Genomic DNA, 25,383 nt, shown 5'->3' on the forward strand with positions numbered 1-25,383 from the left:
ATAGATGAACGGAGAGAAATCTATGAAAAAACTATTTTTAGCACTTAGTATTATTTTTCTCGTGTATGCAACGGCTATGCTCATCCAAACGACCAACATGGACATGGGTCTGGCGGTTTTCTTCCTTTTGGGTGCGCTTTTTTTCGTCATCTATTATCGACACAATATGGCAAGGCAACTTTTTCAAACCTACAAAAAAACAACCGTGACGATTATTGTCCTATGCTTACTTTTTGCTGCCACTCTAGAAACTCTTATTCTGACATCTGCTAACACTGACCCGGGGAAGGTCTCAGGAAAAATAGACTCCATCCTCGTTCTTGGCGGCGGTACAAAAAACAACCGACCTGGTGCTGTTCTTAAAGGAAGGCTAGATCAAGCACTTGCTTATGCCGAGAACCATCCGAATGTTAACTTTATCGTGAGCGGCGGGCTTGGATTCGGAAAAACAACGAGTGAGGGCACGATCATGAAAAACTATTTAGTAGAGAATGGGATTGAGCCTGAACGCATACAGATTGAAGAAAAGGCTACAAGTACGTACGAAAATCTTTTATATACGAAGGAAATGATTGGTGCCGATCATCAATTGTTAATCGTAACGAGTGATTTTCATCTTTTTCGAACAAAGATGATTGCAAAACGTGTTGGAATTGAAGCAGAGGGTCTTGGGTCACCGCTCAGAATCTCATCTGTTCCTCAGGCACACGTACGAGAATATATGGCGATCATAAAGAGTTATTTTACCGACCGTTAAAGGAATGAGGCTAACGATTATGGATAAAAGTAAGTATCATTGCTGCGCGACATGTATAAATTTCAAGCCGGAAAAAACGAGCCAAGGTATGCGATATCACTGCGTACGTCTTGGTTTTGAGACAAAACCACAGTACCAGTTCAATTGCTGGGATCCGAAACCTCATGTGGTAGAGCTTATGAAGAAAGAAAAATAAATGTTGGAATTATTTTACACAAATACCTTGCAATACAAGTTAGCTCTGCATATACTATTGGTATATCTTGTAATGCAAGACATTCTTTTTTTATTCAATACCCTTGCAATACAAGATAGTGAAAAGAGGTGCACCTATTTGTCGAACACTCAAATGTTAAAAGGGATTCTCGATGGTTGTCTTTTAGCCATTATCCAAGAAGGTGAAGTATATGGCTACGAATTAGCTGAAAAGCTGGAGACTTACGGATTTCAACAAACGAGTGAGGGGACGATCTATCCGCTTTTAATTCGTATGCAGAAAGAAGAACTCGTAACCACAACGTTAAAGAAATCAACGGCAGGACCAAGGCGAAAGTATTATTCACTTACGAAAAAAGGTGAAGAAGAGCTAGAGGCTTTTATTGAAAGATGGAGTCAGTTATCCCGCTCGGTGGATCAAATTTTAAAAAAGAAAGGAAGCGGAAAATGAATGCGCCAAAACATACGTTAACGGCAGAAAGTCAGGATTTTTTAGATAACTTAAGACTTTATTTATTCTCAAGTGGAAAAAAGGACGATGAGATAAATGAAATCGTAGAAGAATTAGAAGATCATCTGATGGAAGCGGAAAAGCGCGGCAAATCCGTTCAGCATATTGTCGGAAGCTCGCCAAAAGTATACATGGAGCAGCTATCAGAGGAGATGTCGTTTGACTTTAAATGGTTATCGTATTTTCCGGTGATCGTACTAGGGGTCTTTGCTTATGTGCTGTTAGGAGATGCCATCAGAGGCGGAGTGCAATATTCGCTTCTTCAAGTCATCGGATATCCTGTGGCATGCTTGCTTCTAACTCTGTTATATTTGAAAACCTTCAAGTTCTTAGCTAGCCGAGAGCTTTCTAAAGTAAAAAACGGCGTAATCTTTTTCTTGTTAGGAAGTTTACCGATCGCATTCTTTTTAGGGCTTTTACTGGCAAACAAAGCATACAAAACGCCATCAGTAATTGACCTAGGAACAACAGGAAATATAGTGGCAACAATACTTGCAGCTGGAATCTTTATCGGAATCGCTTTATGGAGCAAAACGTGGTTCACAATTGTCATACCTCTCATGTTGTTTGTGCCTGAATTTTTGATTGGCCTGACTTCACTTGAAAAAGAAACGAAGGGAATCATGACGTTATCGATTATGGTTGTGGTGTTCGCAACCTACTTCGCTTTCACAGTAAAAAAATCCAAGGAAACTTTATGATTCTAAATGAGAGCTGATTCCTTTTGATCAGCTTTTTTTGTGATGCAATCGCACTTGCATGTTTACATCAAACACGCCACTTGCACTGAAAAAGCTTACAATGTTACATTGTGTAAGGCTTTACACAGCGTAATAGTGGAAATACTGTTGATAGATAAGGTGATCTTGAAACAGATCATCGAAAAAGAAAGGATTTTTGATATGAATCTTCAAATTCCGATTGAAATAAAAGAAAAGCTGCAGAAAGAGGCGGCGAAACGATTAAAAAACTTACCAGATGTATATAAAGAATTGATTGGTGAGCGGGGCTACACAGCGCCTGACGCTTCCCTTATAGAAGACGCTGTGATCGCACTTGCATTAGGAAAAAATGTCCTGTTAAAGGGACCGACTGGTTCAGGTAAAACGAAGCTAGCCGAGCTACTTTCAAATGTGTTCGGACAGCCGCTTCATCAAGTGAACGCTTCTGTTGACTTAGACGCTGAAGCTCTTCTCGGCCACAAAACGTTAAGCTACAACGAGGGAAAGCAAGAGATTGAGTTCATTCCAGGACCTGTAACGAAAGCGGCAACGAACGGACACTTTCTCTACATCGATGAGATCAACATTGCAAAACCAGAAACACTCCCGATTCTAAACGGAATGCTCGACTACCGACGTACAATTGCAAATCCGTTTACTGGGGAAGTCGTAAAAGCGCAGCCTGGATTCAATGTCATTGCTGCAATTAACGAAGGGTACATCGGAACGGTGCCGCTGAATGAAGCGTTAAAAAATCGTTTCGTTGTGATCGAAGTGCCTTACATTCAAGGTGATACGTTAAAAGAAATGCTGAAAAACCAGTCTCAGCAAAAAGACGAAGACGTTCTCTCGAAGTTTGTCCAGCTTTCATCTGACCTTATCGGTCAGGCGAAAGCCGGCCATCTGTCCGAGGACGCCGCATCCATCCGCGCACTGCTGGATGCGGCCGACCTCTCCGTCTACTTGCCGGCGAAGCGCGCCATCCAGCGCGCAATCGCCGACAAGCTCGAAGATGCCCGCGAACGCGCCCTCGTTTCCAACGTGGCCGCGACGCTGTTTGCGTAAGCTGGGAAATGGGGTCTGACCCCACACAATTTATTTCCCACGACTTTGGAGGTTTTCCCTAGATGAAATTCCTAATATTTGCGGATACAAAGATCGATTCTTTTGTTCACATGCAATTGATCGATCTTTCACGCTCACTCTCAAAAGTGGATAAAATGGATGTTTCGTTCTCTTACCACTCGTACCTTGAACGAAAAAGCGGCGTCACTCACGTCAGCCAATTCTGGAACCCATACCCGCGCGACATTCAGCTGGAAGGCTGGAAATCGGACGTGTATTTGCGCAGCTACGGAACGCAATTTCATACGGATGACCACGTGATTTGGAACACGCTTCAGCAGCTCAAATCCCATCCGCACCGGGAATTTCTCAAGCAGGTCCTTCTTTTCGCGGAAGACTTCCGATTAGAACAGATCTGTACAAATGACCGGCCGGGGATGATGCATGCGTTTAAACTGCGTAAAGAAACATTCCAAGTGCACTACAATCGGGAGTATCGAAAACATATTCAGCAAAAGCGTGAACTCGACGCGCTTTTTTGTCATATCATTCTTTTAGCCAATAAACGATTTGTGACGGTTCCTCAAGAAACTCAAGCACTATACCAAGAGCTGCGACCGCTGCTCACAAAACTAACGACAGCTCAATCAACACAAGACATTGCTGCGATTATCATCCAAATGGCGGAAATCACAGTATCTTACACGGGCCTAAAAGACATGAAAACCGCTTACCGCAGTTTCAGCGATCAGCCGAAACATACAGATACAACTCATGAAAACGAACAGGATTTTGACGACCTAACACGCAACAGCGAAACAAAAACGAAGAAAACCATCACTAAAGATGATGATTCCGAAAAGGATGAAGACGATGAAGATAAAGAATCACATTCGTCCTGGCACGATGAAACATCTGACCCGCAGGATTCATTTTTACAAATGGATCTCGATCAAGGGACGAACACGGATTTATTAGGAGAAGGTGCGAGGGAGGCAGAAAGTGGAGATGCGGTGTTCGGATCGGTCCAAACGAGCGCACAGTCGACGGACAACAACGACTTCAACACCGAAAACGAACACGAAGCCGAAACCGATAATAATCAAACAGGTTCTGACTCTAACAACCACTTCCCATACGGTGAAGTAAACAAAAACGTAACCGAACATTTCGTTCCAGCGAAACCCGCAGCACCAGACGAAATTGCGCAATACGATGAATACAATCAAGAAATTGCTCCGTTCGTCTCGCAGCTCAAACAAAACTTCTTGAAAACGATGGAGCACAAGCGAACATCACCAAGAGAAGATCTGCATTTTGGAAGACTTGGGAAGAAGCTTACAAGACTAGCAACCGACAAGAACCCAAGACTTTTCCGGAAAAAACAAGAATCTCAGCATGAGCTCGACACAACGTTCACGCTGCTCGTAGACTGTTCCGCGTCCATGTTCAACAAGATGGAAGAGACGCAAAAGGGGATCGTTCTTTTTCACGAAACGTTAAAAGCCCTCAGAATTCCGCATTCTGTCGTCGGTTTTTGGGAAGATGCCGCTGATGCTACAACTAACGATCAGCCGAACTACTTTCATGAGGTGATTTCCTATCGAAATTCGCTTCATCAGTCAGGGGCATCCATCATTCAGCTCGAGCCGCAAGAAGACAATCGTGACGGCTATTCGATCCGGCGAATGGGTGAGGAGCTCACAAAACGGCCGGAGCAGCAAAAAATACTGCTCGTTTTCTCAGACGGTGAGCCAGCTGCCTTTGATTACGAAACGCACGGTGTGCTCGATACGCACGAAGCGGTTACTCGAACTCGAAAACTCGGAATCGAAACAATTGGCATGTTCATTGCGAACGGAGAGATAACGGAGGAAGAAGAGAAGCTGATGCAGAACATTTACGGACCGCAAAACGTTGTCGTACCAAGCGCGGCGGAACTTGTGGACTATCTTATGCCCGTACTGCGCAAACTGCTTTTTAAATCTTTATAACCTTGATCTTGAAAGTGGTTGATATCCGCTCCAGGTTGCTCGCTTTCCGCGGGGCAGGCGGTGAGCCACATTTGGACGTTTCACTCTTAAGTGTCTCACCTGCCCGCCTGTCCCGCAGGAGTCTCGCCCCCTTGCGCTCCAATCAACTTGCCAATGTAGAGAATTAAAAAAACACCAAAAACGCCAGGGGCATCACAACCCCAGGCGTTTTTTATGTATGTATTAATACTCCAGCAGCTTCAGCCAAGCAAAGATGACGCCAACAAACCCTGTGTAGCTAAAAATCCTGACAGACCACTCTGGTAAGGCTGTTCGAAGCAGGCTTGAGAATATGCCGACAATAATAAAAGCAGCCAGCAAAATATATATTGAAATGATATCAAACGGAATCCGTAAGGACAGCAAGTGTTCCATCGACAAATCCATCGTAAAATCCATCGCCAAACCTCCCCTAATATGGATATTATCGGTCAAAATGCCTTTACATTAAGAAAGAAACAAAAATTAGCACCCGAAATCCAGCATTCTAAACAGTTAAATCGGGCACCGGAACTAGGGCAAACGCATATTGTATGGTAGAGATCAGGGTGTGAGGAGTGAATGGTTTGAACCAGCGTGTAGTAGACGTCATTTTAGCAGAAGCAGAAGAAGAATACTTAGCGAACAATAAGGACGGTGCAACGTTTGCGGCTGAACTCGCCTTACTTGCATCAACGCTAGTAACTGCCGGTGATTTCCTGGCAACTTTTAGTGCTGCCATCGCGCTAAAACAAATCTACATCGATCAAGCGCAAGCTCAAAAAGACCAACAAGAACAAGAAGCGCAGATGAAAGAAATTCAAGACCAGTTAACTGCACTCAAAAACGAAATCAAAATGCTAAGGGGGAAAAGGTAGCTTTACTTTTCCCTTAACTTTTTTCCTGAAGATCAATCATACTCTTTTTTCTTCCACTCATCCTCAGGCATCTCAAACTCGTCGCTCGAGAAACGCTCCTCCTTGAACGGGTCACCGTACATATGAAAACCATTCTGCTCCCAAAAACCAGGCTGATCTTCCGCTAAAAACTCAAACTTTCGGATCCACTTTGCACTTTTCCAGAAATACAGATGAGGCACAATAAGACGAAGCGGGAAGCCGTGCTTGTCTGTCAGCGGTTTGCCGTCAAACGAGTGTGCGAGCAGTACATCGTCACGCAGCAGATCTTCAAGTGGCACATTCGTTGTATAATCGTAATCCGCGTGGATCATCACGTACTTCGCTTTCGGATTCACATCAAAGTGCTTCAGAAAGTCTGTAAACTTTACGCCCTCAAACGCATTGTCGAATCGTGACCATCTTGTTACACAATGAATGTCGCGTACGACTGTCGTTTGCGGCATCTTCATGATGTCTTCAAAAGTAAATTCGACATGTTTCCCAACGAGTCCTTCTACAGATAACGACCATTTTTTCATGTCATAAACAGGCACGTCACCTTCATGCAAAATGGGAAACCGTTCCGTCACGACTTGTCCAGTCGGCAATCTGCCTTCAAGCTTTCCATCCACCTCAGGAACGCGCATCTTCTTTATGCGATCGGCTTTATTAAGACCCATAATTCATAACATCCTCTCTAATAAAATAAGCTCTTTTCGTAAGCTTTGTTGCTCTTGAAAGAGGTTGATTTCCGTTACAGGTACTCGCTTTCCGCGGGGCGAGCGGTGAGCCCCCTGCCGCTTTGCGCCTTTAGGGGTCTCACCTGACCGCTTGTCCCGCAGGAGTCTCGCACCTTTCACTCCAATCAACTTGTCAATGTAGATAAAAAGTGATCTAACTAGAGATAACCCTTTGAAAAGAACCGAATTTAAAAACTAAAAAACGCCCTCTTTTTTAAAAAAAGAGGACGAATGATTCCGTACACATCCTCTTATCTTTCAGTTATAACAACTGTTAGATGTAGCACCGTGCCTAAAAATAGGTGGTTGCCGGGCTTCATAGGGCTAAATCCCTCCGCCTGCTCGAAATAAGAGACCGAATAAATCGGCTGAAACGTTATAAAAGTTACACCTATTATGACATAGGGGCATGAAAAATCAATGACATTTCTTTAGATATTCCAAGATACAATACGACAATTCCGAAAATCGCCGTGCTGATCAAGAAAAAGTACACAATTTTTTCTTCTGCTTCTTTTTCGCTCTGTCTTTTTTCAACCTCAGTCGATTCGCTCTTGCCAGAACCTTGTGACGTTCTTTTCTTTTGCTTACCAAAACCAAACATAGGAACAACCCTCCGCTTCTCACACATTTCCTGTTAACAGTTTTGCATGTAAAAGCGAATTTTAAACAAGAATGATTCCGCAAATCTTGTAGCTCTTGAAAGTGTTGATTTCCACTCCAGGTTGCTCGCTTTCCGCGGGGCAGTCGGTGAGCCACATTCGCAGCGTTTCACTCTTAAGTGTCTCACCTGCCAGCCTGTCCCGCAGGAGTCTCACACCTTCCGCTCCAATCAACTTGTCAAAGAAGTAATAAAAATAAATCGCCTAAAAACAACAATCTGAAAAGAGACTTTAGAAAAAACAAAAAACCCCTAGAAGTCTTATGCAAAAGACTCCTAGAGGCTATGAAAAAACTTTTCGCAAATTATTGCTGAACAGCTTTTGCGGCATTCACACGTCCGTTTTGGAACAGCGTGCCAGTACCTGTTACAGGATCTGCCGTATCTTCAAGCGCCGCACGGATTTGTGAAGCATTTTTACCTTGAGCGGCGAGAAGTCCAGCTACACCCGCAACAACAGGTGATGCCATGGAAGTACCTGAGAAACTCGCATACTGATTGTTTGGTGTTGTCGAATAGATGTCAACACCAGGTGCTGCGATATCCACCCACGTACCAAAGTTAGAGAACGAAGCTTTTTGATCGTTTTGATCGGTAGCAGCTACTGCAATAGCGTTTGAATAGTAAGCAGGGTAGCTAGGAAGGGCTACACCAGAGTTACCAGCCGCAGCGACAACAACCGAGCCTTTATTCCACGCGTAGTTCACCGCATCTTGAAGAGTCTGCGTGCCAATTGATCCACCAAGACTTAAGTTGATCACTTGCGAGCCTTGGTCAGCCGCATAACGGATGCCTTGTGCAACATCATCCAATGAACCACTGCCTTCTGCATCCAACACGCGAACAGCTAGAATAGAAGCTTTAGGAGCGAGTCCTGCGATACCAACACCGTTATTCGTGTTCGCAGCTGCAATTCCTGCAACGTGAGTTCCATGTTCGTTTTCATCGATCGGGTCGTTGTCATCATCAACGAAGTCAGCGCCCTTGATTACTTTTCCAGCTAGATCTGGGTGATTATAGTCAACGCCTGTATCAATCACGGCGATTTTTACGGATGACGAACTTTGCGTTGTGTCCCAAGCTTGCTCGGCACCAACTTTTTGAGGAGCGTATTGCTGCTTGTAAGCAGGATCGTTCGGAACATAACTTGCATGGAACGTGGCGTTTGGCTCAGCGTATTCCACGGATTCCAAGCTTTCATATTGCTTTACTGCTTCTGCCACATTGCCATCGACTTTTACAACAGTAAAGTCCTTCGTCACATCCACCACTTTACCGCCAAACTTTGAAACTGTATTTTCAACAGAGCTTGCAGCTGAAACAGAATCCTTAAAGTGTACGATAATTTCCTGAGATGCAGCTTCCTGCTTAGCTGAAGGTGTAAACGAAGCTTCCTTCACTCCTGACTCAGCAGCTGAAGCTGGAAGGGCCAAAGAGACGACTAGTGGTACTGATGCGGCAACTGCCACGAAACGCTTTAACATAAAAATCACTCCTCAGATGTATTTACCAAGCGGACTTGGCTTTGGTTGGTAAGGAATTCAACAGCATTCTACAAAACCCTCTATTGTTATCTGAAAATAATGATAACTTACTACAATGCTGTCGAAAGTGAGACTTTTTATCTATGGTTAAAGCGTAACACGTGTAACTATTTTATTATCTTAAGATAAAGTTACGATAGTAAACATTACATAACAAGGATGTAAAGGAATCGCAAATACGTAAACTGAAACAGAATAATGTAACACTTTGGGAAAATCATGTAAGCTTAAAAGGAAGTGTATATGAGGAGGAGGATAAAAAATGGCACGCTTACCTGAAGTGAATGTTGAAGGAACACCATTTAAAAAAGCCCTTGCTAATGCGCCGGGAATTCTTGATGCTTTTCAGCAAATGGACAAAGCACTGAACGACATCCTTGAACCAGAACTTATGGAAATGCTCCGATTACGAGCAGCCTCAAACAACGGCTGCGATTACTGACAAAGCATGGATTACGGGACTCTGGACGAGTCCACTCGACAAACAGCAATGAAACAAGGAAAATCTGAACTGTCAGACCGCCAGCGGCTAGCTTTAGAACTTGCCGACCACATCATGGCATATCATGGACAGCTGACAGATGAACTTTACGGCCGATTAACGGAACATTTTACCCGCGAAGAAATCATTGCGCTCTTTTTCCAGATCGGAAGTAAAAACGGAGCAAACTGGTTTATTATCGCGATGGGAATAGAAAATAAATAAGGAATAAGAAAACGTCCAGAAATGAATCTGGACGTTTTTATGTATTATCTATGTTGATCTACAAGAATAGGATTTCCGTCTGGATCTTCAATCGTGAAACTAGCGGGCCCTGCGCTCGTTTCATCGGCTTCCGTAAGCAGCTTTACTCCTTGTTCCTTAAGGTGCTTTTGAAGTTCGCGAATATCTGTAAACTCATCAAGGCTTTCGGCATTTTGATTCCATCCTGGATTAAACGTTAGGATGTTCTTTTCAAACATGCCTTGGAAAAGACCGATTACACAACTTTCATTTTTCATGATCAGCCAGTTTTGAGTAATATCCCCGCCTAATGCTTCAAATCCCAGTGTTTCATAAAATGCTTTTGATTTGTGAATATCTTTTACATTTAAACTTACCGAAAATGCGCCTAGTTTCATAAGTCCTCCTATTGGAAAAAAGATACTTTTACTATAAATGTGAATTTCCACAAATACAATAAGAACGAAACTTTACCTGGAAAAAACCGTATTAGTCGAATAGAGGAGGTTGAAAACAATGTATGAAATTCGGCCGAAACTTAAAATTCCTAAGACATTGCTCGAAAACATTCTTGATATAGTGGCGATTTGCTTGTTCATAGCATGTACCGGAAGTCTAATTATGCAATGGCCGTCCATCCCAGACACCGTTCCAACTCACTTTAACGCAGCGGGTGAACCAGACGGCTGGGGAAGTAAAATCAATCTTTGGATTTTACTCGTGATCGGATTGATAACATGGATTCTGCTTACGGTCCTTGAAAAATTTCCGCACATCTACAATTATTTTAATCTAACTCAAGAAAACGCAGAGAGACAGTACAAAAATGCCCGTCTGATGCTGAATATCATTAAAAATGAGATGCTATTATTCTTCGTTCTAATGAGCTGGGTGAGTACAGGGGTGGCACAAGGAGCTAAAGAGGGGCTTGGTGTATGGATTCTGCCGATTTTTATCATCGGAATCACCGGAACAATCGCCCTTTTCATTGTAAGGTCCATAAAATTGAAGTAAGACAGGGGGGATGAACTCGATTTGTTGAGGGAATGCCTCTTTTAAGTTTTGTAAAGGATTGGATGTCTTTATGGGAAGGACAAACAATACATACTTCCATTCCAAGTGGATGCATAAAATTATATACAAGGATGAAGAATATATCCGCGGTAAATCAAAATAATTCCACGGTAAACCTGAATAATTCCGCGTATTAAATAGTTTATCCGTTTTTCGACAAAAACACGCCAACCTCCATACATCACTCCACACCAAAAACAGCCCACAATGGCAAAATTCACCCTCATGAGCCATTCACATCGCAATCCATTTAACTTATTACTGATCTTGATGATTACGAGCACGCGCTTCATCAGGGCTTTCCATCTTAGCAGCGCCTGAATACTTCAAATCTTGATCGCGGTCAGATTCAACGCGTCCAGACTCTCTCAGTTTCTTCTCTTGTCTGTCTTTTCCCATTCTAAAAACCTCCATTTCACAATGATTTTTCATAGTATGAGGAGTTATCCCAACTTTTATGTAAAATGATTGTTTATCCTGAAATGGCGTACCCAAACGTTTATCTTTTAGAGAAAAGGGAATCTCCATACTACGAAAAAAATTATTTGAAGGAGGACTCAAAATGGAACAAAGTGCAAACACTAGAAACGGATATGAAAGCGGGTTGTACCAAGAAAATACGTATGGCACAGCTCAAACAGAACGAGTGGCAAACCCACAAAACAGCAAACTTTTAAGGGGAATCATAATCGGTGGAATCGTTGGCGGAGCACTTGCCCTAATCGACTACAATACGCGGACAAAAGTGAAAAATACAGCTGTAGGGCTGAAGGACAGTTCGAGCAAGATGATAACTGAAGTAAAACAAAACCCGGGTGAAGTGAAGGACCAGATGATCAGCCAGTTCAAGACTGCAACAACTACCTTAAAAGATGCGATCAGTGACGCGCAAGTTCTATACGAACGCCTTAATAAAGATGTATTTGGCAATATCAATACGTTAAAAGAAATCTCGAACGAGGTTCTCTCCACGGCAAAAGAAACAAAAGGGGAGATCGGCAGCATCAGTACAAAGCTAAAAGAAGCGGGAACAGAACTAACGGAAAACCCGATCGGAAAAGATAATCTGCAAGATTATTCATCTGGATCAAATCAAACCGCATATACCACTGAAAACGATCAAAATGTGGTTTCAGTCGGCGTGACCTCTCAAAACAATCGTAAAAACCTTTAATACAACCAAAAAAACAGCTCTCTTGTTTTGTTCAAAACAAAAGGGCTGTTTTTGCGTATATATCGATTTAGCTTTTTACCACTTGACGAATATCATTTAGGCGAACAACTTGCTTTGCATCTTCAAAATGCTCGGTATAATTTTCTGTTACGGAAAAGTCCACAACAGCGGTGTTGGTCAACAATGAAGTAATTTCTCCTTTTAAGCCGTCGAACGTTTCAATAATGTCACCGATTTTAAATTCCATGCCTTTTCCTCCAACTATTTTATGTTTGTACTATTTTACCATAATTGTAGCGTAATTTCCTTTTATTTTTAAAAACTTCTATTTGTTAAGCATTATATCGAAAACCCAAACCCATTACCATTGAAGCGCTTTTATAAACCGCTTCCAAAATCATGCAATCTATAAGCTTTTCCCGAAATAAATTGAGTTATCCAGAGGTTATCCACAATTTCCTTTAAAACAAACTCATCGTCAAATCAATCTATCCACTTATTTATCCACATTATCAACAGTATCCACAGTTAAAATAAAACCGTCTTCCCAACCAGTTGGTCAGAAGACGGTTTTTTTACGGTCGCAATTTGTTCGCTAAAACTTACAGCGTAATCTCGCTCACTTCACGGTCAACGATACGCGCACCTTTTTTGCTCGTATAATTTCCGCCTGATGAAGTGAAAATGTTTTGGGCGATTACGGTGTCCATCGCTGCGTTTACAGCTGCAGGATCAACCGGTTCAATCGGAGCATCCAGGCGGATCGTTACCGTTTTATTTTCCTGGTTAAGAAACTGCAATTCAAGCACTTTGGCCATTGAAATCCCTCCTCTCTATTATATTTTCCTCACGACTCCTTCTTAAGAGTGAATCGCGAAGGAATCATTGCGGTTGATCATCACAAGTGGATAAACTTGAAGTCCTGTCAACGCGCTTGCGACTGCATAAAGCTGGTCAGGGGTTGCAGAAGTTTTTACGTTTGCAAAGCTTTTGTACTTCACCACCGGTTTCAAGTCTGCATCAAGTCCACCGTCAAACTCTAATCGCATCGAAGAACCAATCAAAGCTGCTGTTGCCATGTGCCTCACCTCCTTTCACATCATAAATTCCAGTGGATGGGTAAAAGGAGGCATGGTGGTAAAAATTTTTTTTGAAGGTCTTTTTTGTTAATGCTTTATTCTAAAAGCTCTTATCTAAAAGAGTGTGCTTTTATGTAATTTTTGTCTTCCTCTTCGTTGAAAAGTTGATAGGAGTGCAAGGTGCGAGACTCCTGGGGGACGAGTGGGACAGGTGAGACCCTTAAGGGCGCGTAGCGGCAAGGGGCTCACCGCCCCCCGGAAAGCGAGCAACCTGGAACGGAAAGCAACCTCTACCAAAAACAACAGTAATTACATTACAGCACTTATCCACAATCAGCTTCATTTACTCAAAAACAACACCTAATTTTTACGAAATTGAGCATTTCACACAAAAAATATATCGATTTTCGTGATTTGACACCCATTCTGTGGATAACTTTTCAAAAGTTTCCCTGCAACTTTTATCTTTTTGCATACTTTTTGAGTCAACTTTTAAAGAGTGAGACTTTGTTTTACAAACCCACTCCAACCTATAGTGAGGGTACCGCGGAATTCCCAGAATGTGCGCACATTCCATAAGGAAGTATTCCCATGAAAAACATGCCCTTTGAAGAAGTAGCAGCCATGTTTGACCCTCTCATCAAGTCCCAGATCAAGCGGTATCACCTCACCACCCATTTTGATCAATACTATCAAGCTGGTTTACTCGGACTCTGGAAAGCTTACGAAACGTTTGATGCGGAAAAAGGGCAGTTCTCTTCCTACGCCTTTCTTCTTGTTCGAGGACGTATTTTACAAGAATTGAGAAAAGAAGCGACGCGGCTAGAAAAAGAGGTGAGTCATGATCCGCACGAGTCGCTGACGTTTCAGCATTTGACCCATCAAGACCACATTCCGTATTTAGAAGACGAAACACTGAATCTATATCTAATGCACCTTACGGAAAATCAGCAGCGGTGGGTTATCCAGCGGATTTTTCACATGAAGAGTGAAGCCGAGATAGCGAATCAGTTTGGGGTTACTCTATACGCGGTGAAGTCATGGAGGAAGGCTGCCATCAAGAAGCTTAGGACAGTTTTAATTACCCAATAAAATCAAACTTTCTTACTATGTGATTTGATGGATATAATTCTAGAATTAGGGTATAGTAGAAAACTGTGGGCGAAAAATTCCTTTTTTACCCATAAAAGCCAATAGAGAAAGAAGCTGCTATTTTTTTAGAATAACAGTGTAATAAGTTGGTAGGACAAAGCTTATATATTTATTAAGAGGGGGACAACCAAACGATGGAAACACAAGTTAATCAGAGTACTGGAAACAAGAAACGACCGTTGATCATTGGCCTTGCGATTATTGCAGTGCTTGCAATCGGAGCAACTGCTTATGCCATGTTCATTGACCTATCTCCGCGTGAATTGTACTTAAAATCAGAACTGAAAACATTTAAAGCCCTAAACGAATCTTTTGAAGACAGCTTTGGAGACGCGCTTGCTCTTCAAGACAAACAGCGTGAAGAAGCGTATAAATCTGAAGCGCGCGTAGGTGTAGAAGTGGATCCTGCAATGTTTGGAGCAGGCGGAATGGAAGCGATGATGATCGGATCTATTCTATCAAACAGTGAAATTAAAATGACAACACAGCACGACCCTAAAAAAGAAGAAGGATCTGCAGGAGTTGCGTTAACAATGAACAACGCAGACCTTGTAAAAGCTGATTTTTACCAAAACAACAAGCAAACAGCAGTGAGTATTCCTGCTGCATACGACAAGAACGTTTATTTTCCGAACAATCAGTTTGGCGACGTAATGCGTAAGTTCGACCCATCATACGAAGGCATGGAAAAGCTTGAAAACTTCTTTAAAGCGATCGAAGGCGACGTAAGCGAAGAAGCGCGTGACGAAGCGTTCCAAGAGTTTGCAAAAGTATATGCGGACAGCGTTAAAGATGAAAACGTAACAATGAAGGACGATGTTGACTTTAAAGGCGAGAAGCTTCGCGAACTAACGGTTTCTCTATCTGAAAAAGAAACAAAAACAATGCTTGTGAACTTTATTGAAAAGATTGAAAAAGACGACGAAATCCTAGATGCAATCGCTGAGCAAACAGCATTGCAAGGCGGACTTCAAACAGGCATGATGGCACCAACAGGCAACATGAGCAAAGAAGACGCGAAAAAAGAACTGAAAAAAGTTTTAGCTGATGCAAAAAAAGGGATTAACGATGATCTGCAGATCCCTGGCGGCATGAAGCAAGTTGTAATCATCGATGGAGACGATAAAGTAGTAAGCCGTGATCTTTCGATGAAAATTGGCGCTAACGGTGAAGAAGCCGTTCCGATGAACTACAAGTCTGAAAGCTGGACGAAGGGTGATGTAACGAACTCTTCTTGGGTTCTTAACGCAGGTCCTGAAGACGAAACTTTGCTTGTGGACGTGAAAATGGAAAGCGAACCAAAAGGCAAAGACGGCAAGAAACGAGACATTAAAGCAAAATTTGAAATGACGGAAAACGGTACAACAGAAGGGATCGGATTCCACATTAAAGGTGAAGGCACGGATAAAAAATCCAAGTGGACAGCAAACCTTGTCCCAGCTGGCGATGCACCGATGGAACTTCCGGATATGACGATTGAGATCGAGCATACAGGTGACCAGAATCTTGATAAAGATTATGCGAACCACGATTACAAAGTAACATTGACTGGCAACGACGCAACAATGGGCGACATCAACGTTGGACTTAACATCAAAACAAAAACAACGTTTGGTGAGAAGCTGAAGTTCCTTGAGTTATCAGAAGGAAAAGCAGTAAACGTTGCTGAGATGAGCGATGCTGAAATGATGGGCATGATGAGCGAAATTCAGCGTAACATCGAGCAGTTTGTAGGCGAAAATGCTTCAATGTTCCAAGGACTCTAAACTAGATTTATAATAAGAAGGACAGAGATAACTTCACACAAAGTTGATCTTTGTCCTTTTTTTACACACATGATGACATTTGCTAACCTGGATGAAACAAATACTTTTAAGCGAAAGGAACGACACTATGAGGCAAACGCTACTCATTGCCCATCTAACGGTAAAATGCTGGCTCAAACAGCCGTTTCCGCTGTTCGCCATGATGCTGTTTCCGATCCTTTTGCTCGGAATCACTTATCTTGGACTAAAACCGCTGCTCGAAGAAAAGCAGTGGGTCGAACCTTTTGCCGTAGCGATCGTGGATGAAGATAACACCTTTGAAACAAAACTGCTGATGAAGCAGTATGAAGAATCAGAAGAACTGCAAAACGTCCTTGTTTTTGAAAAAACAGATGCTTCGACCGCAAGTGAGCGGTTGACCGCGAATGAAATCGCTGGAATAGTCATCGTGCCAGATGGATTCACAAAGGGCATACGCCGCGGCAAGAACATTCCCGTTGCTGTGATCGGAAACCCAGAGCGCCCTTTTCAAGCTGAACTGCTGAAGCAAGTGATGGTGTCTAACGCAAACTTGATTTCCTCGGCCCAAAGCGGAGCGAACGCAGCTTTTCACTATTTGCGGAAGATGGGCTTAAGTTCTGAGGAATTTGCGAAATATCGTGACACCATTATTACCGATTTTACTCTCCAGGCTTTAAACCGAAACAAAATCTATGAAACCGAAACACTAAGTGCGTTCGGCGGAATCACGACGGTTGAGTTTTACAGTTTGTCGGGCGTGTTGATTCTGCTATTAGTCGGCGGATTGTTCGGCATGAGCTTAACGGCAAGAAGTGAACAAACAGCTCTCCGCGAAAGACTAAAACTTCAAGGCGTAAGGTCGGGCGTCTTCTTTTTTAGCAACATTCTGTCCGTTTTCGTGCTGCTCGTCATCCAAAGTATTATCCTGATATCCCTTTTCTACAGCGTCACCAAAACGTGGAGCCTATCCGCAACATTAATTCTGCTCGCATTCTGTTTAGTGGTATCCTCCATTTTCGCACTCGTTCAAGAGCTCTTTCAGCGAAACGGAGCAAAGTGGGGTACGGGCATCATACTCGTCGTAAGTATGGCTGCCACGAGCGGAAGTATTTTACCATTATCCTACCTGCCTGAAATGTGGCACAGCGCAAGCTTTCTTAATGTGGTGCACCACGCACACAGCGGTTTAGTAGAGTCGCTCTTTGTCGGCGATGATTCTTGGATGCCGGTAATCATGTTACTCAGTATTTCTGTTACAATTTGGGCTGCGGGATTACTACTTATTACAATAAAGAAGAGGTTGCCATGGTCTGGACAATTGCCTTTACACGTATAAAATTATTGCTTCAAAGTCCGTTGAGCTGGATCGGCTTGTTGATTCCCGTCCTATTGCTGAGTTTTTTAAACATGTCTGTTGAAAAGACCGCGAACGCAACGAAAATCCCTGTCGTAATCGTGGATGAGGATGCTACAGAATACTCCAAAACCGTTATTGAAAGAGTGAGTAAAAATCCAGCGATCGCTGTAAGTGTGAGTAACGAAGACGAAGCCCGTCTACAAATCGAGACGCAAAAAGCGGCAATCGGTTTTCTCATACCAAAAGGATTTATGGATCAAATTCAGAAAAATGATGAAGACGGACTCGTGACCATGTGGCTCTCAACCGGTACTATTTCACACGGCTTAGTGCGCGAAATTTTTGCAAGCGAAGTGAAACGTTTGTCGAGTAATTCGTATGGCGCGAACACCGTGTTAAAAACGTACGGAAAGAGCGAAAATCTCAATGCCGCAGAACAAGCATCCGTCTGGAAAGATGCTTGGGCGTTTAGCGACAAACATTGGGAGCCAAAACCGCTCATGACTATTGATTACAAAGTCGGCGTCACGAGTGAAAAAGCCGAAACGGCTGAGACCGGATCCGCAGCTTCAATCTATATTCCCGGAATGCTCGTCCTCTTAATGCTGTTCAGCTTTTTATGGAACAGCTGGCCAATCAAAGACCGCAATTCAGGCATGCGCTCAAGAGTCCCATATTCGGTGGGCAGATTTTCTGTGTATTGGATCGGTAATGCCCTCGGGGTGCTGATTTTACAGTTTGTGCTTCTGGTTCTGTTATGTGGTTTTGGCTGGTGGAAAGGTGAACTCGAGGTAAACGGAGCGGTAATTTTTGCGCTCATAGGATATGTGCTGTTTTTAAATGCGCTATCCTTGACTTTCGCCTATTTTGTTCACGCCAACCGCACATGGCAGGCGATTACACTTTTTGTTGTGCTCGCCACATCGCTATTAAGCGGAACCTTTTTTCCGAGTGACGAACTTTCAAGCTTTTTAGAACGAGCCGCACAATGGACCCCTCAATATTGGGTCATATCATCACTGCACCAGGATACACTGCTGATCCCACTTGTTTTTGTAGGAATCAGCATTATCTTATACGGACTTTCAACGATAAAGGCAGGTGACAACGCTTGATTGCTGCAGAAAATCTAACAAAGAAATTTGGCAGAAAAGAAGTTTTAAAGAATATCAATTTCATAATTCAAAAAGGAGAAACCGTCGGCGTTGTAGGCCCAAACGGCGCTGGAAAGTCTACGTTGCTTAGAATCATCGCAACCATCATGAGCGCGTCAAGCGGAACGGTTGAGGTCGATGAATTAGATGTGAAAAAAGAGAAAAAGGCGATCCGTCAAAAAATCGGATATGTACCGCAAGAAATTGCCGTGTATCATGAGTTAACAACGCGAGAGAATTTAAGATTTTTTGGAAAGTTAGCGAACAATTCATCTGAAGAAAGATGGATGAAACGTTGTGAAGAATGGCGGCTTGCTGAGCATTTGGATAAAAAAGTGAAGCATCTGTCTGGCGGTAATCAGCGAAAACTTAACATCTTGATCGCGATGCTGCATGACCCGGAGATTTTGATTTTGGACGAACCAACAGTAGGAATAGATATCTCTGCAAAACAGGAAATCGTGAATGATTTGCGCGAGCTTGGAATGGAAGGGAAGACCATCCTATATTCCAGCCACGACGCGCAAGAGCTTGAAACATTATGCACCTCCTTTTTAATTTTAAAAGAAGGTGAGCTGCTGTTTTACGGATCCAAACAAAAAGTAAGGCAGTTTGGGTCGATTGCGCAATCAAAGAATTTTGCGGAGACGCTTGGGGAGATAGTGGGTTAAAAATTTGGCAAAGGATTATTCTCATAAGTGAGAGTAATCCTTTTTTTATTTTAAAATATCAAATAAAGCTCATTCGACTTAGTTTGACAAGATGGACCAAATTCCTATTTTCCGTAACTCAACCGTAAAACACAACCTCTTTTTTATATAGTAGGATAATAATAGATTACTTGGAAAATTAAAGGGGTTAGGGATAAATAATGAAAAAATGGATAGCAACATCAGTTTTAGGAGCAACTTTATTATTGTCGCCACTTCAGGCATTTGCAAATATCGGAGATCAAACACTTCGTCCAACAATGACGCATTCAGATGTAAAAACATTACAATCAATATTGCGCGATAAAGGATACTTTACATATAGCGGTTCATATACATCGTATTATGGATCCTACACAAAGAGTGCCGTAGTAAGTTTTCAGCGTGCTAAGGGCTTAACAGCTGACGGTATCGCTGGTCGCAACACGTTTAACAAACTAGGAGTCTATAACGTTAACAACTCCTATTTAGTAGAATACGCAAAACGTTATCAAGGCACTCCTTACAAATGGGGCGGAACAACACCATCTGGTTTTGACTGTTCAGGATACATCAACTATGTATTTAAAAACTCGCACAACATTACGCTGCCACGTACAGTTAAAGATATGTGGGCAAATACAGGTTATAAAGTATCAACACAAGCTGTAGGTGACCTTGTATTCTTTGAAACGTACGAGCCAGGCGCTTCACACATGGGAATCTATATTGGGAACGGGAAGTTCATACACGCTGGATCATCAACGGGTGTAACAATCGCTGATATGAACAATTCATATTGGGGACCACGTTATTACGGGACGAAACGCTTATAATCGAAAAAGAGGATGACCTTTTGTTAGGTCACTCCTCTTTTTTATGTCTATGATATGAATTAATAAACCAAATCTCTCTTTTTACTTCTATTATTTAATACTGTTTTTCTCTTGCCCTCGGTAATTGTTTGATCCGCGTCATAACTTAACTCTGAAAAGAAACAAAAGCGAGTAGCGGTATGTGGGTAAGATAACTGATTTAAATCAAGCCCCGTTGTGCAGAATACCTCTTGTATACAATCTAATGCGACACTTTCTAAACCATGATTGATAACTTCTTGCATATCTTCAAAGTCTGTCATTCGGGATATGGTTGTCCCATTCCGGTAATAGGTAAACTTTACTCCAACTTGATTACTCATAAAAAATACCTCCGTCGTTAAAAGTAAGTGTAAATAGCGATTACTATAGCTAGCCATGTTAATTATGGTGAATATTATATAAAGTACGGGTTAGGTATTGGGCAAACGAATATTATACAAAAATTTTAATAACTACTGATATTGTTTTTGTTGAACTCTATAAATATATATCCTTTTTATCTTTTATCGGTTGTAATACGGTGCTTTTAACTATATTTTTGCATGTTTAATTTATATTGGGATTGTTTTTGAATAAAAGATATATCAGAGGAATTTCAGAGTGAAGCTCACTAAAAAGTTAATCATAAAGAAAATAGCAGCCCAAGTGACTGGGCTACTATTTATTTTAACTAACAACCCCAGAACAAGATTCTTGCCCAAGGATCGCAGCAGCAATGATGCTTTTTCTTTTTAACTTTCTTGCACTTCAAGACCTTAGAGCTTGAAGAGGAAGAGGAGGATGAAGATGAAGAAGATTCACACTTGTGATCATGCTTTTTCTCTTCTTTCTTCCAAGACTTCTTCTTCTCTTTCTTATACTTGCAGTGGTCGAAGTTACCGCACTTGTAACACATTAAACGTTCACCTCACAAATTGATACCGATTTCCTATCTGAATTCGGTTTCTGTATATCATATGTAGATGGAGACAAGTTGCTTAGACGAATGATGGGGGTTTGAAAAAAATGGGGACATGTGGTGTGTGGGGTCAGACCCGGGGTCTGACCCCACACAAAGACAAAAATTACAAATATGTTCTTTCCACATAGACACAAGAGAAATTGCCCATGAGAACCAAAAAAAAAGCCACGCCGCAACTATCACGGTGTGGCTTGAATCTATTTTTTAGGTTCCTGAATGAACATACCTTCCTTAGCAAAAGCAAAATGAATGGCATGCTTCAGGTTTCTAAAATATGTACTTTCCCCAATGGAATATTGGTGTTTTGTTACTTCCATACTCAATTCTGGTGAGATACCTACTAACAACGTCTCCATACCGAACAACCGGGCAGAGGATACGAGCTTATTCAGCATATCTACCATCTCTGAATCTATGGACTTTATACCGGTTAAATCCAGGATTACAAATTTAGCGCGATGTTGCGGTAGAGAAGTAAGAGTGTGTTCCAGCATATCTTTGGAACGCAATTCATTATATTTACCGATCAGCGGGATAACCACGATATTATCGGTTACTGGAATAATAGGCGAAGAAATCTCGCGAATAAGGTCAGTTAACTCGCGCGTGCGATTTTCAACCATTGCTTCAAGCTTCATGATCTCATTTTGTTCTTCACGCTGAACAAGTTCACGAATATTATCTTTTGGCGTAATATTTGACTCTGTTATTCGTATTTTTAGAAAGTCAGAGGTAAGATCATGCTCCAAAACTTCGTACCACATGTTTGTATCAAACAGACCTGTAAATACGCCAGCCCAATGACCAGGTAAGAATCGGCCCATACGCGTGCTGTTTTGTGCCTTCTTAACTTTTGTTTCCCATCCATTAGAGATGGTAATAACCGCTTCTTTCTTTTCCACATCTACATCAATAAACGTTTTTCCCCAACCAGCAGAAGCATAAATGTTGGGCAATGATTCAAAAGATGTTTCTATAGAAACCATTGATTTTTTATAAAAATCGCTTACGACAAGTCCAGTACGATAGCCAGCTGTCTCAAAAACAAGGTCTGCCGTTCCTTCGCCAGTAATCTCTTCAATTGAGTCCAGAAATACCTTGAACGCTGAATCAGTCCAAAACAGCAAAACGTCGGCGCCTTCAAATTTAAAAATACCTTTTTCTGTGTCCCAAAGAAAAGATGAACCATTAATATCAATACTGGTTTGAGATTTCAATAATTCATTCGGCGTCTGATTCATAAACAAATCCTCCATAGGCAAAAAAATAATAGACACCCAATTCATTTACCCTATTTAATTAATCTTAAAACATATATTTTCGACAAAGGGGGTCTGACCCCAAACAAAGACAAACCCTCATTTTGTCCATTCCACGCAGACACCAAAAAAATCATAACTACACGTAAAAACCACCTGATTACAATCAGGTGGTTAGCTTTGTTTGTTTTTCCATTTATTAAACTCTAAAAACTCTTTGAACTGCTCTTTGCTTACACCAGAACCCATAGCTTCTTTTACTAGGTTGGCCCATTCTTGATCTAGGCTTTGTGTATCAACTTCCTGTTTGATTAAGTGATCTACAGATATATTCAGCACATCTGCAATCTTTTCAAGAAGCTGAATAGACGGATTCTGTTGGATATTTCGTTCTAGTGCACTTATATAAGACTTTGCTACCCCTGCTTTATCAGCTAAAGCTGTAATGGAGAGCCCTTTTTCAGTGCGGTATTTTTTTACACGTTCACCAATCATCATTTGCAATCCCCATTTTAAGTAGTAATTTGCCTTTATTATATCTTTCAACAATAGGGAAGTAAATAAATTCTGTGACCTGTTTACTACTTAATTTTCTTGTGCAACGTATTCTGTTGCAATCAGCTGGGGATTCTGTAAAAAACGAATAATCTCTTCTTTAGTGAAACCCTGATCTCTTGCTTCTTTCATTAGCTCAATCCACTCGTGATCCAATGTCAAAGTATTTTCCACTAAAAATCCCTCCAGAAAGTATATGTTATCCAGGTAACCCGGCGATCATAGCTATCTTAGCCTTAGACCCGTGGCTTTGCGCCCACTTCTTTCGAGAATGTTTGCCCTTTACTGAAGGATAAGTAGGTATAAGTTCCTAACACAAATTGATTATATACAAGCAGATAAGAAAATGTTGTCAGAAAATGACTGTAACATAAATGTAATATTATAAAATTTTGTTTACCCCCTAAAAACAAATTTAAAGGAATGATGGGGCTTATGTTGAAGATATTTCCTAGAACTTAACTGAAACAAACCAAGGATACGGAAAGGATGAAACAGATTGTCGAATAAATTACCTTTAGATTTGTCGAATCAACTCAGTTTACCCGTCATCAATGCCCCCATGTTTTTAGTTTCAAGTCCAGAAATGGTCATTGAGAGCTGTAAAAATGGTATTATAGGAACCTTTCCTTTGTTGAACGCAAGAACCTCCGATCTTTTAGAAAATTGGATGAAGCACATTTCAGAAGTGCTTCAAACATCAAAAAATGAAGACCCATCTGCCAAAATTGCGCCGTGGGGAGTAAACTTAATCGTTCACCGTACCAACAAGCGTTTTGAAGAAGATTTAAAACTCATTAAAAAGTATGAGCCGCCCATTGTCATTACGTCATTAGGAAACCCAAGTGATGTAGCCAAAATCGTTCACGACTATGGTGGCCTTGTATTTTCAGATGTTATCTCACTGGATCATGCAAGAAAAGCTGCAAAAACTGGCATTGACGGGCTGATACTAGTATGCAGTGGTGCTGGTGGTCATGGTGGTACGTTAAATCCATTTGCATTCTTAAAAGCCGTAAAAGAATTCTGGGATGGAATGACGATTCTAGCTGGAGCAATTTCTACAGGTGAGGAGATCCTTGCCGCAAAAATTCTTGGAGCCGACCTCGTGTATATGGGAACGCGATTTATCGCGACACAAGAATCTTCCGCAAGTGAAGAATACCGTCAGATGTTGATCAACTCTACACTTGAAGATCTTGTTTATACAGACGCGATCAGTGGAATAAAAGGAAATTATCTGCTTCCTTCATTACAAAAGGCAGGATTTGATGTAGAAAACATGATGAAAAAGGATTCCATAGACCTTTCATTCTCTGAATCAAAAGCAAAAGCTTGGAAAGATATTTGGTCAGCGGGACAAGGTGTTGGAAGTGTTAAGAAAATCTCTTCTATAAAAGAAGTTGTAGGTGACTTGAAGGCTGAGTATCACCAGGCATTGCAAATAAAAGAAGAGAACATACTAATTAAATAGAGTCTTAGTCCTTTAGAACTAATCCCCCAAATTCCCTGTGGATAAACGTGAATTTGGATGAAAATGGATTTTGTGAGTGTGATTGTATTCAATTTGAAGGTTGATACCAATTTGGACATGTGGGGTCTGACCCCAAACAAATACAAAAACAACACATTCGTCCACCAGGAAAGGACACGGCATATGCCGTGTCCTTTCCTAATAACTTTTTATTATCTAATTTTCATATGAAAGAGGAGTACACACGTAGAGAGCGAAAGTAATAAGTATTATCTTTATGTGAATAAACCGTGTAAACTATAAGGACTTCATTACAATAATACAAATGTATGTTCAGCCATTAAAATTGGAGGTGTTACCATGAATTTATTCTCATCCATTACGGAAGAAAGTTTTAACTACTTAATACAAGACTATGGATTTTCTGAACCGGTCGATACAGATGGGAGCTGGAAGACAACCTTCTTATATACAAATGACCAAATAGAAATTGAAATTGAACTAAATTATCGAGATATGGATACATTTATTTTCATGAGAAAGTTAGAGCAAGGTGATTCATCTGCTCGCTTGCAGTTAGAAGATATTATTGATGTTGAGCCAGTTAAAAGTAATGGCGATCAAACAACAATTGAACAATTTGAAGAAGGAATCTTAAAGAAAGCTGCGTTATTACAGAGCAACCTTGATCTAATCATGAATAAAAAAGAGAAAATTTTCTCTTAAAACAAAAAAACAAAAAAGATAACTCCGATAGATTACGAGTTATCTTTTTTTAGTTCAAAATGAACTCATTTGGTGAGGCTAAAGCTTTTTTGCGATGTATAGAAATAAATATTCCAGAGAATCACGGGTTCTCTTTTGGGGAGTAAATCGAAATTTGTAAGCTTTTTAGCAGATGAAATAGAACTATAGATATGCAAATAACATTAAATACGA

33 protein-coding genes and 2 riboswitches are annotated in these 25,383 nt (G+C 41.4%); of the genes, 18 read left to right on the forward strand and 15 right to left on the reverse strand.

All coding sequences use genetic code 11. From position 1 onward, the window contains the following. Positions 1-22: 22 nt before the first annotated feature. From QUF49_RS02325 to QUF49_RS02345, 5 genes are all read left to right on the forward strand, one after another. Complete coding sequence (locus QUF49_RS02325) at positions 23-757, forward strand: YdcF family protein (RefSeq protein WP_289494135.1); 735 nt, start codon at positions 23-25, stop codon at positions 755-757. Positions 758-1,091: 334 nt separating this feature from the next. Continuing rightward, positions 1,092-1,424 carry a PadR family transcriptional regulator gene (locus QUF49_RS02330; RefSeq protein WP_289494136.1) on the forward strand — a complete coding sequence of 111 codons (333 nt, stop codon included), beginning with the start codon at positions 1,092-1,094 and terminating at the stop codon, positions 1,422-1,424. Then, a complete protein-coding gene (locus QUF49_RS02335) occupies positions 1,364-2,185 on the forward strand; it encodes an HAAS domain-containing protein (protein ID WP_289494137.1) in 822 nt (273 codons plus the stop codon). The genes QUF49_RS02330 and QUF49_RS02335 overlap by 61 nt, the downstream gene beginning before the upstream one ends. A 201-nt stretch (positions 2,186-2,386) precedes the next feature. Continuing rightward, positions 2,387-3,271 (forward strand): ATP-binding protein, encoded by an 885-nt coding sequence (locus QUF49_RS02340; protein ID WP_289497568.1) that lies wholly within the window; start codon positions 2,387-2,389, stop codon positions 3,269-3,271. 62 nt (positions 3,272-3,333) lie between these two features. Then, the gene (locus QUF49_RS02345) at positions 3,334-5,265 is read left to right on the forward strand and encodes a nitric oxide reductase activation protein NorD (protein ID WP_289494138.1); all 1,932 of its coding nucleotides are present in this window, start codon (positions 3,334-3,336) and stop codon (positions 5,263-5,265) included. A 222-nt stretch (positions 5,266-5,487) separates the two neighbouring features. Here QUF49_RS02345 and QUF49_RS02350 read toward each other — a convergent pair whose 3' ends face one another. Continuing rightward, complete coding sequence (locus tag QUF49_RS02350; protein ID WP_289494139.1) at positions 5,488-5,703, reverse strand: hypothetical protein; 216 nt, start codon at positions 5,701-5,703, stop codon at positions 5,488-5,490. A gap of 167 nt (positions 5,704-5,870) precedes the next feature. Between QUF49_RS02350 and QUF49_RS02355 the strand changes: the two genes are divergently transcribed. After that, a complete protein-coding gene (locus tag QUF49_RS02355; RefSeq protein ID WP_289494140.1) occupies positions 5,871-6,161 on the forward strand; it encodes a hypothetical protein in 291 nt (96 codons plus the stop codon). Between the two features lie 32 nt (positions 6,162-6,193). Here the strand turns inward: QUF49_RS02355 and QUF49_RS02360 are convergent, their stop codons facing one another. The 5 genes from QUF49_RS02360 to QUF49_RS02380 form a co-directional block, all read right to left on the reverse strand. After that, complete coding sequence (locus QUF49_RS02360; protein ID WP_289494141.1) at positions 6,194-6,862, reverse strand: sulfite oxidase-like oxidoreductase; 669 nt, start codon at positions 6,860-6,862, stop codon at positions 6,194-6,196. A gap of 3 nt (positions 6,863-6,865) precedes the next feature. After that, on the reverse strand, positions 6,866-7,051 hold the full coding sequence (locus QUF49_RS02365) for a hypothetical protein (RefSeq protein WP_289494142.1): 186 nt from the start codon (positions 7,049-7,051) through the stop codon (positions 6,866-6,868). A gap of 119 nt (positions 7,052-7,170) precedes the next feature. Next, a riboswitch (SAM riboswitch) is annotated at positions 7,171-7,276 on the reverse strand. Between the two features lie 40 nt (positions 7,277-7,316). After that, positions 7,317-7,526 carry a hypothetical protein gene (locus QUF49_RS02370; protein ID WP_289494143.1) on the reverse strand — a complete coding sequence of 70 codons (210 nt, stop codon included), beginning with the start codon at positions 7,524-7,526 and terminating at the stop codon, positions 7,317-7,319. 61 nt (positions 7,527-7,587) lie between these two features. Further along, positions 7,588-7,758, reverse strand: a complete 171-nt coding sequence (locus QUF49_RS02375; RefSeq protein ID WP_289494144.1) for a hypothetical protein — start codon at positions 7,756-7,758, stop codon at positions 7,588-7,590. A 130-nt stretch (positions 7,759-7,888) separates the two neighbouring features. Then, the gene (locus QUF49_RS02380) at positions 7,889-9,067 is read right to left on the reverse strand and encodes a S8 family peptidase (RefSeq protein WP_289494145.1); all 1,179 of its coding nucleotides are present in this window, start codon (positions 9,065-9,067) and stop codon (positions 7,889-7,891) included. A gap of 322 nt (positions 9,068-9,389) precedes the next feature. Here QUF49_RS02380 and QUF49_RS02385 point away from each other — a divergent pair, with 322 nt between their 5' ends. Together QUF49_RS02385 and QUF49_RS02390 are read left to right on the forward strand one after the other, a co-directional pair. Beyond that, a complete protein-coding gene (locus QUF49_RS02385; protein ID WP_289494146.1) occupies positions 9,390-9,569 on the forward strand; it encodes a hypothetical protein in 180 nt (59 codons plus the stop codon). 48 nt (positions 9,570-9,617) lie between these two features. Then, entirely contained in the window at positions 9,618-9,833 is a 216-nt protein-coding gene (locus QUF49_RS02390) for a carboxymuconolactone decarboxylase family protein (protein ID WP_289494147.1), read from the forward strand. A gap of 44 nt (positions 9,834-9,877) precedes the next feature. Here QUF49_RS02390 and QUF49_RS02395 read toward each other — a convergent pair whose 3' ends face one another. After that, a complete protein-coding gene (locus QUF49_RS02395; protein WP_289494148.1) occupies positions 9,878-10,249 on the reverse strand; it encodes a VOC family protein in 372 nt (123 codons plus the stop codon). Between the two features lie 118 nt (positions 10,250-10,367). Between QUF49_RS02395 and QUF49_RS02400 the strand changes: the two genes are divergently transcribed. Further along, positions 10,368-10,865 (forward strand): DUF1648 domain-containing protein, encoded by a 498-nt coding sequence (locus tag QUF49_RS02400; protein WP_289494149.1) that lies wholly within the window; start codon positions 10,368-10,370, stop codon positions 10,863-10,865. A gap of 318 nt (positions 10,866-11,183) precedes the next feature. Here the strand turns inward: QUF49_RS02400 and QUF49_RS02405 are convergent, their stop codons facing one another. Beyond that, complete coding sequence (locus tag QUF49_RS02405) at positions 11,184-11,324, reverse strand: YpzI family protein (protein WP_289494150.1); 141 nt, start codon at positions 11,322-11,324, stop codon at positions 11,184-11,186. A 163-nt stretch (positions 11,325-11,487) separates the two neighbouring features. Between QUF49_RS02405 and QUF49_RS02410 the strand changes: the two genes are divergently transcribed. Next, positions 11,488-12,099 carry a hypothetical protein gene (locus tag QUF49_RS02410; protein WP_289494151.1) on the forward strand — a complete coding sequence of 204 codons (612 nt, stop codon included), beginning with the start codon at positions 11,488-11,490 and terminating at the stop codon, positions 12,097-12,099. 67 nt (positions 12,100-12,166) lie between these two features. Here QUF49_RS02410 and QUF49_RS02415 read toward each other — a convergent pair whose 3' ends face one another. The 3 genes from QUF49_RS02415 to QUF49_RS02425 all read right to left on the reverse strand — a co-directional run bounded on the left by QUF49_RS02415 (position 12,167) and on the right by QUF49_RS02425 (position 13,178). Next, the gene (locus QUF49_RS02415) at positions 12,167-12,346 is read right to left on the reverse strand and encodes a DUF2187 domain-containing protein (protein WP_289494152.1); all 180 of its coding nucleotides are present in this window, start codon (positions 12,344-12,346) and stop codon (positions 12,167-12,169) included. Between the two features lie 355 nt (positions 12,347-12,701). After that, positions 12,702-12,917: a DUF2922 domain-containing protein gene (locus tag QUF49_RS02420; protein WP_289494153.1), complete on the reverse strand. Its 216-nt coding sequence runs from the start codon at positions 12,915-12,917 to the stop codon at positions 12,702-12,704. A gap of 42 nt (positions 12,918-12,959) precedes the next feature. Continuing rightward, positions 12,960-13,178, reverse strand: a complete 219-nt coding sequence (locus QUF49_RS02425) for a DUF1659 domain-containing protein (protein WP_289494154.1) — start codon at positions 13,176-13,178, stop codon at positions 12,960-12,962. Positions 13,179-13,769: 591 nt separating this feature from the next. On the opposite strand from QUF49_RS02425, the gene QUF49_RS02430 reads away from it, so the two are divergent. The 6 genes from QUF49_RS02430 to QUF49_RS02455 all read left to right on the forward strand — a co-directional run bounded on the left by QUF49_RS02430 (position 13,770) and on the right by QUF49_RS02455 (position 20,153). Further along, positions 13,770-14,270 carry a sigma-70 family RNA polymerase sigma factor gene (locus QUF49_RS02430; RefSeq protein ID WP_289494155.1) on the forward strand — a complete coding sequence of 167 codons (501 nt, stop codon included), beginning with the start codon at positions 13,770-13,772 and terminating at the stop codon, positions 14,268-14,270. 194 nt (positions 14,271-14,464) lie between these two features. Next, positions 14,465-16,096, forward strand: coding sequence for a DUF6583 family protein (locus QUF49_RS02435; RefSeq protein ID WP_289494156.1), 1,632 nt, complete (start codon positions 14,465-14,467; stop codon positions 16,094-16,096). 91 nt (positions 16,097-16,187) lie between these two features. Beyond that, entirely contained in the window at positions 16,188-17,453 is a 1,266-nt protein-coding gene (locus QUF49_RS02440; protein ID WP_289494157.1) for an ABC transporter permease, read from the forward strand. After that, complete coding sequence (locus tag QUF49_RS02445) at positions 17,423-18,589, forward strand: ABC transporter permease (protein ID WP_289494158.1); 1,167 nt, start codon at positions 17,423-17,425, stop codon at positions 18,587-18,589. The genes QUF49_RS02440 and QUF49_RS02445 overlap by 31 nt, the downstream gene beginning before the upstream one ends. Next, positions 18,586-19,299 carry an ABC transporter ATP-binding protein gene (locus tag QUF49_RS02450; protein WP_289494159.1) on the forward strand — a complete coding sequence of 238 codons (714 nt, stop codon included), beginning with the start codon at positions 18,586-18,588 and terminating at the stop codon, positions 19,297-19,299. Before QUF49_RS02445 ends, QUF49_RS02450 begins: the two co-directional genes overlap by 4 nt. A 200-nt stretch (positions 19,300-19,499) precedes the next feature. Next, a complete protein-coding gene (locus QUF49_RS02455) occupies positions 19,500-20,153 on the forward strand; it encodes an NlpC/P60 family protein (RefSeq protein WP_289494160.1) in 654 nt (217 codons plus the stop codon). A 59-nt stretch (positions 20,154-20,212) separates the two neighbouring features. Here QUF49_RS02455 and QUF49_RS02460 read toward each other — a convergent pair whose 3' ends face one another. From QUF49_RS02460 to QUF49_RS02475, 4 genes are all read right to left on the reverse strand, one after another. Continuing rightward, a complete protein-coding gene (locus QUF49_RS02460) occupies positions 20,213-20,515 on the reverse strand; it encodes a hypothetical protein (protein ID WP_289494161.1) in 303 nt (100 codons plus the stop codon). 838 nt (positions 20,516-21,353) lie between these two features. Further along, complete coding sequence (locus QUF49_RS02465) at positions 21,354-22,397, reverse strand: STAS domain-containing protein (protein ID WP_289494162.1); 1,044 nt, start codon at positions 22,395-22,397, stop codon at positions 21,354-21,356. 192 nt (positions 22,398-22,589) lie between these two features. Continuing rightward, complete coding sequence (locus QUF49_RS02470; RefSeq protein ID WP_066245730.1) at positions 22,590-22,910, reverse strand: helix-turn-helix domain-containing protein; 321 nt, start codon at positions 22,908-22,910, stop codon at positions 22,590-22,592. Between the two features lie 90 nt (positions 22,911-23,000). Then, positions 23,001-23,144 (reverse strand): anti-repressor SinI family protein, encoded by a 144-nt coding sequence (locus tag QUF49_RS02475; protein WP_289494163.1) that lies wholly within the window; start codon positions 23,142-23,144, stop codon positions 23,001-23,003. A gap of 29 nt (positions 23,145-23,173) precedes the next feature. Further along, a riboswitch (cyclic di-GMP riboswitch) is annotated at positions 23,174-23,260 on the reverse strand. 209 nt (positions 23,261-23,469) lie between these two features. Between QUF49_RS02475 and QUF49_RS02480 the strand changes: the two genes are divergently transcribed. Then, a complete protein-coding gene (locus tag QUF49_RS02480) occupies positions 23,470-24,444 on the forward strand; it encodes an NAD(P)H-dependent flavin oxidoreductase (RefSeq protein ID WP_289494164.1) in 975 nt (324 codons plus the stop codon). Between the two features lie 360 nt (positions 24,445-24,804). Beyond that, positions 24,805-25,170, forward strand: coding sequence for a hypothetical protein (locus tag QUF49_RS02485; protein ID WP_289494165.1), 366 nt, complete (start codon positions 24,805-24,807; stop codon positions 25,168-25,170). Positions 25,171-25,383: the final 213 nt, after the last annotated feature.

Source organism: Fictibacillus sp. b24, assembly GCF_030348825.1.
In the GTDB taxonomy this organism is placed as follows: Bacteria; Bacillota; Bacilli; order Bacillales; family Fictibacillaceae; genus Fictibacillus.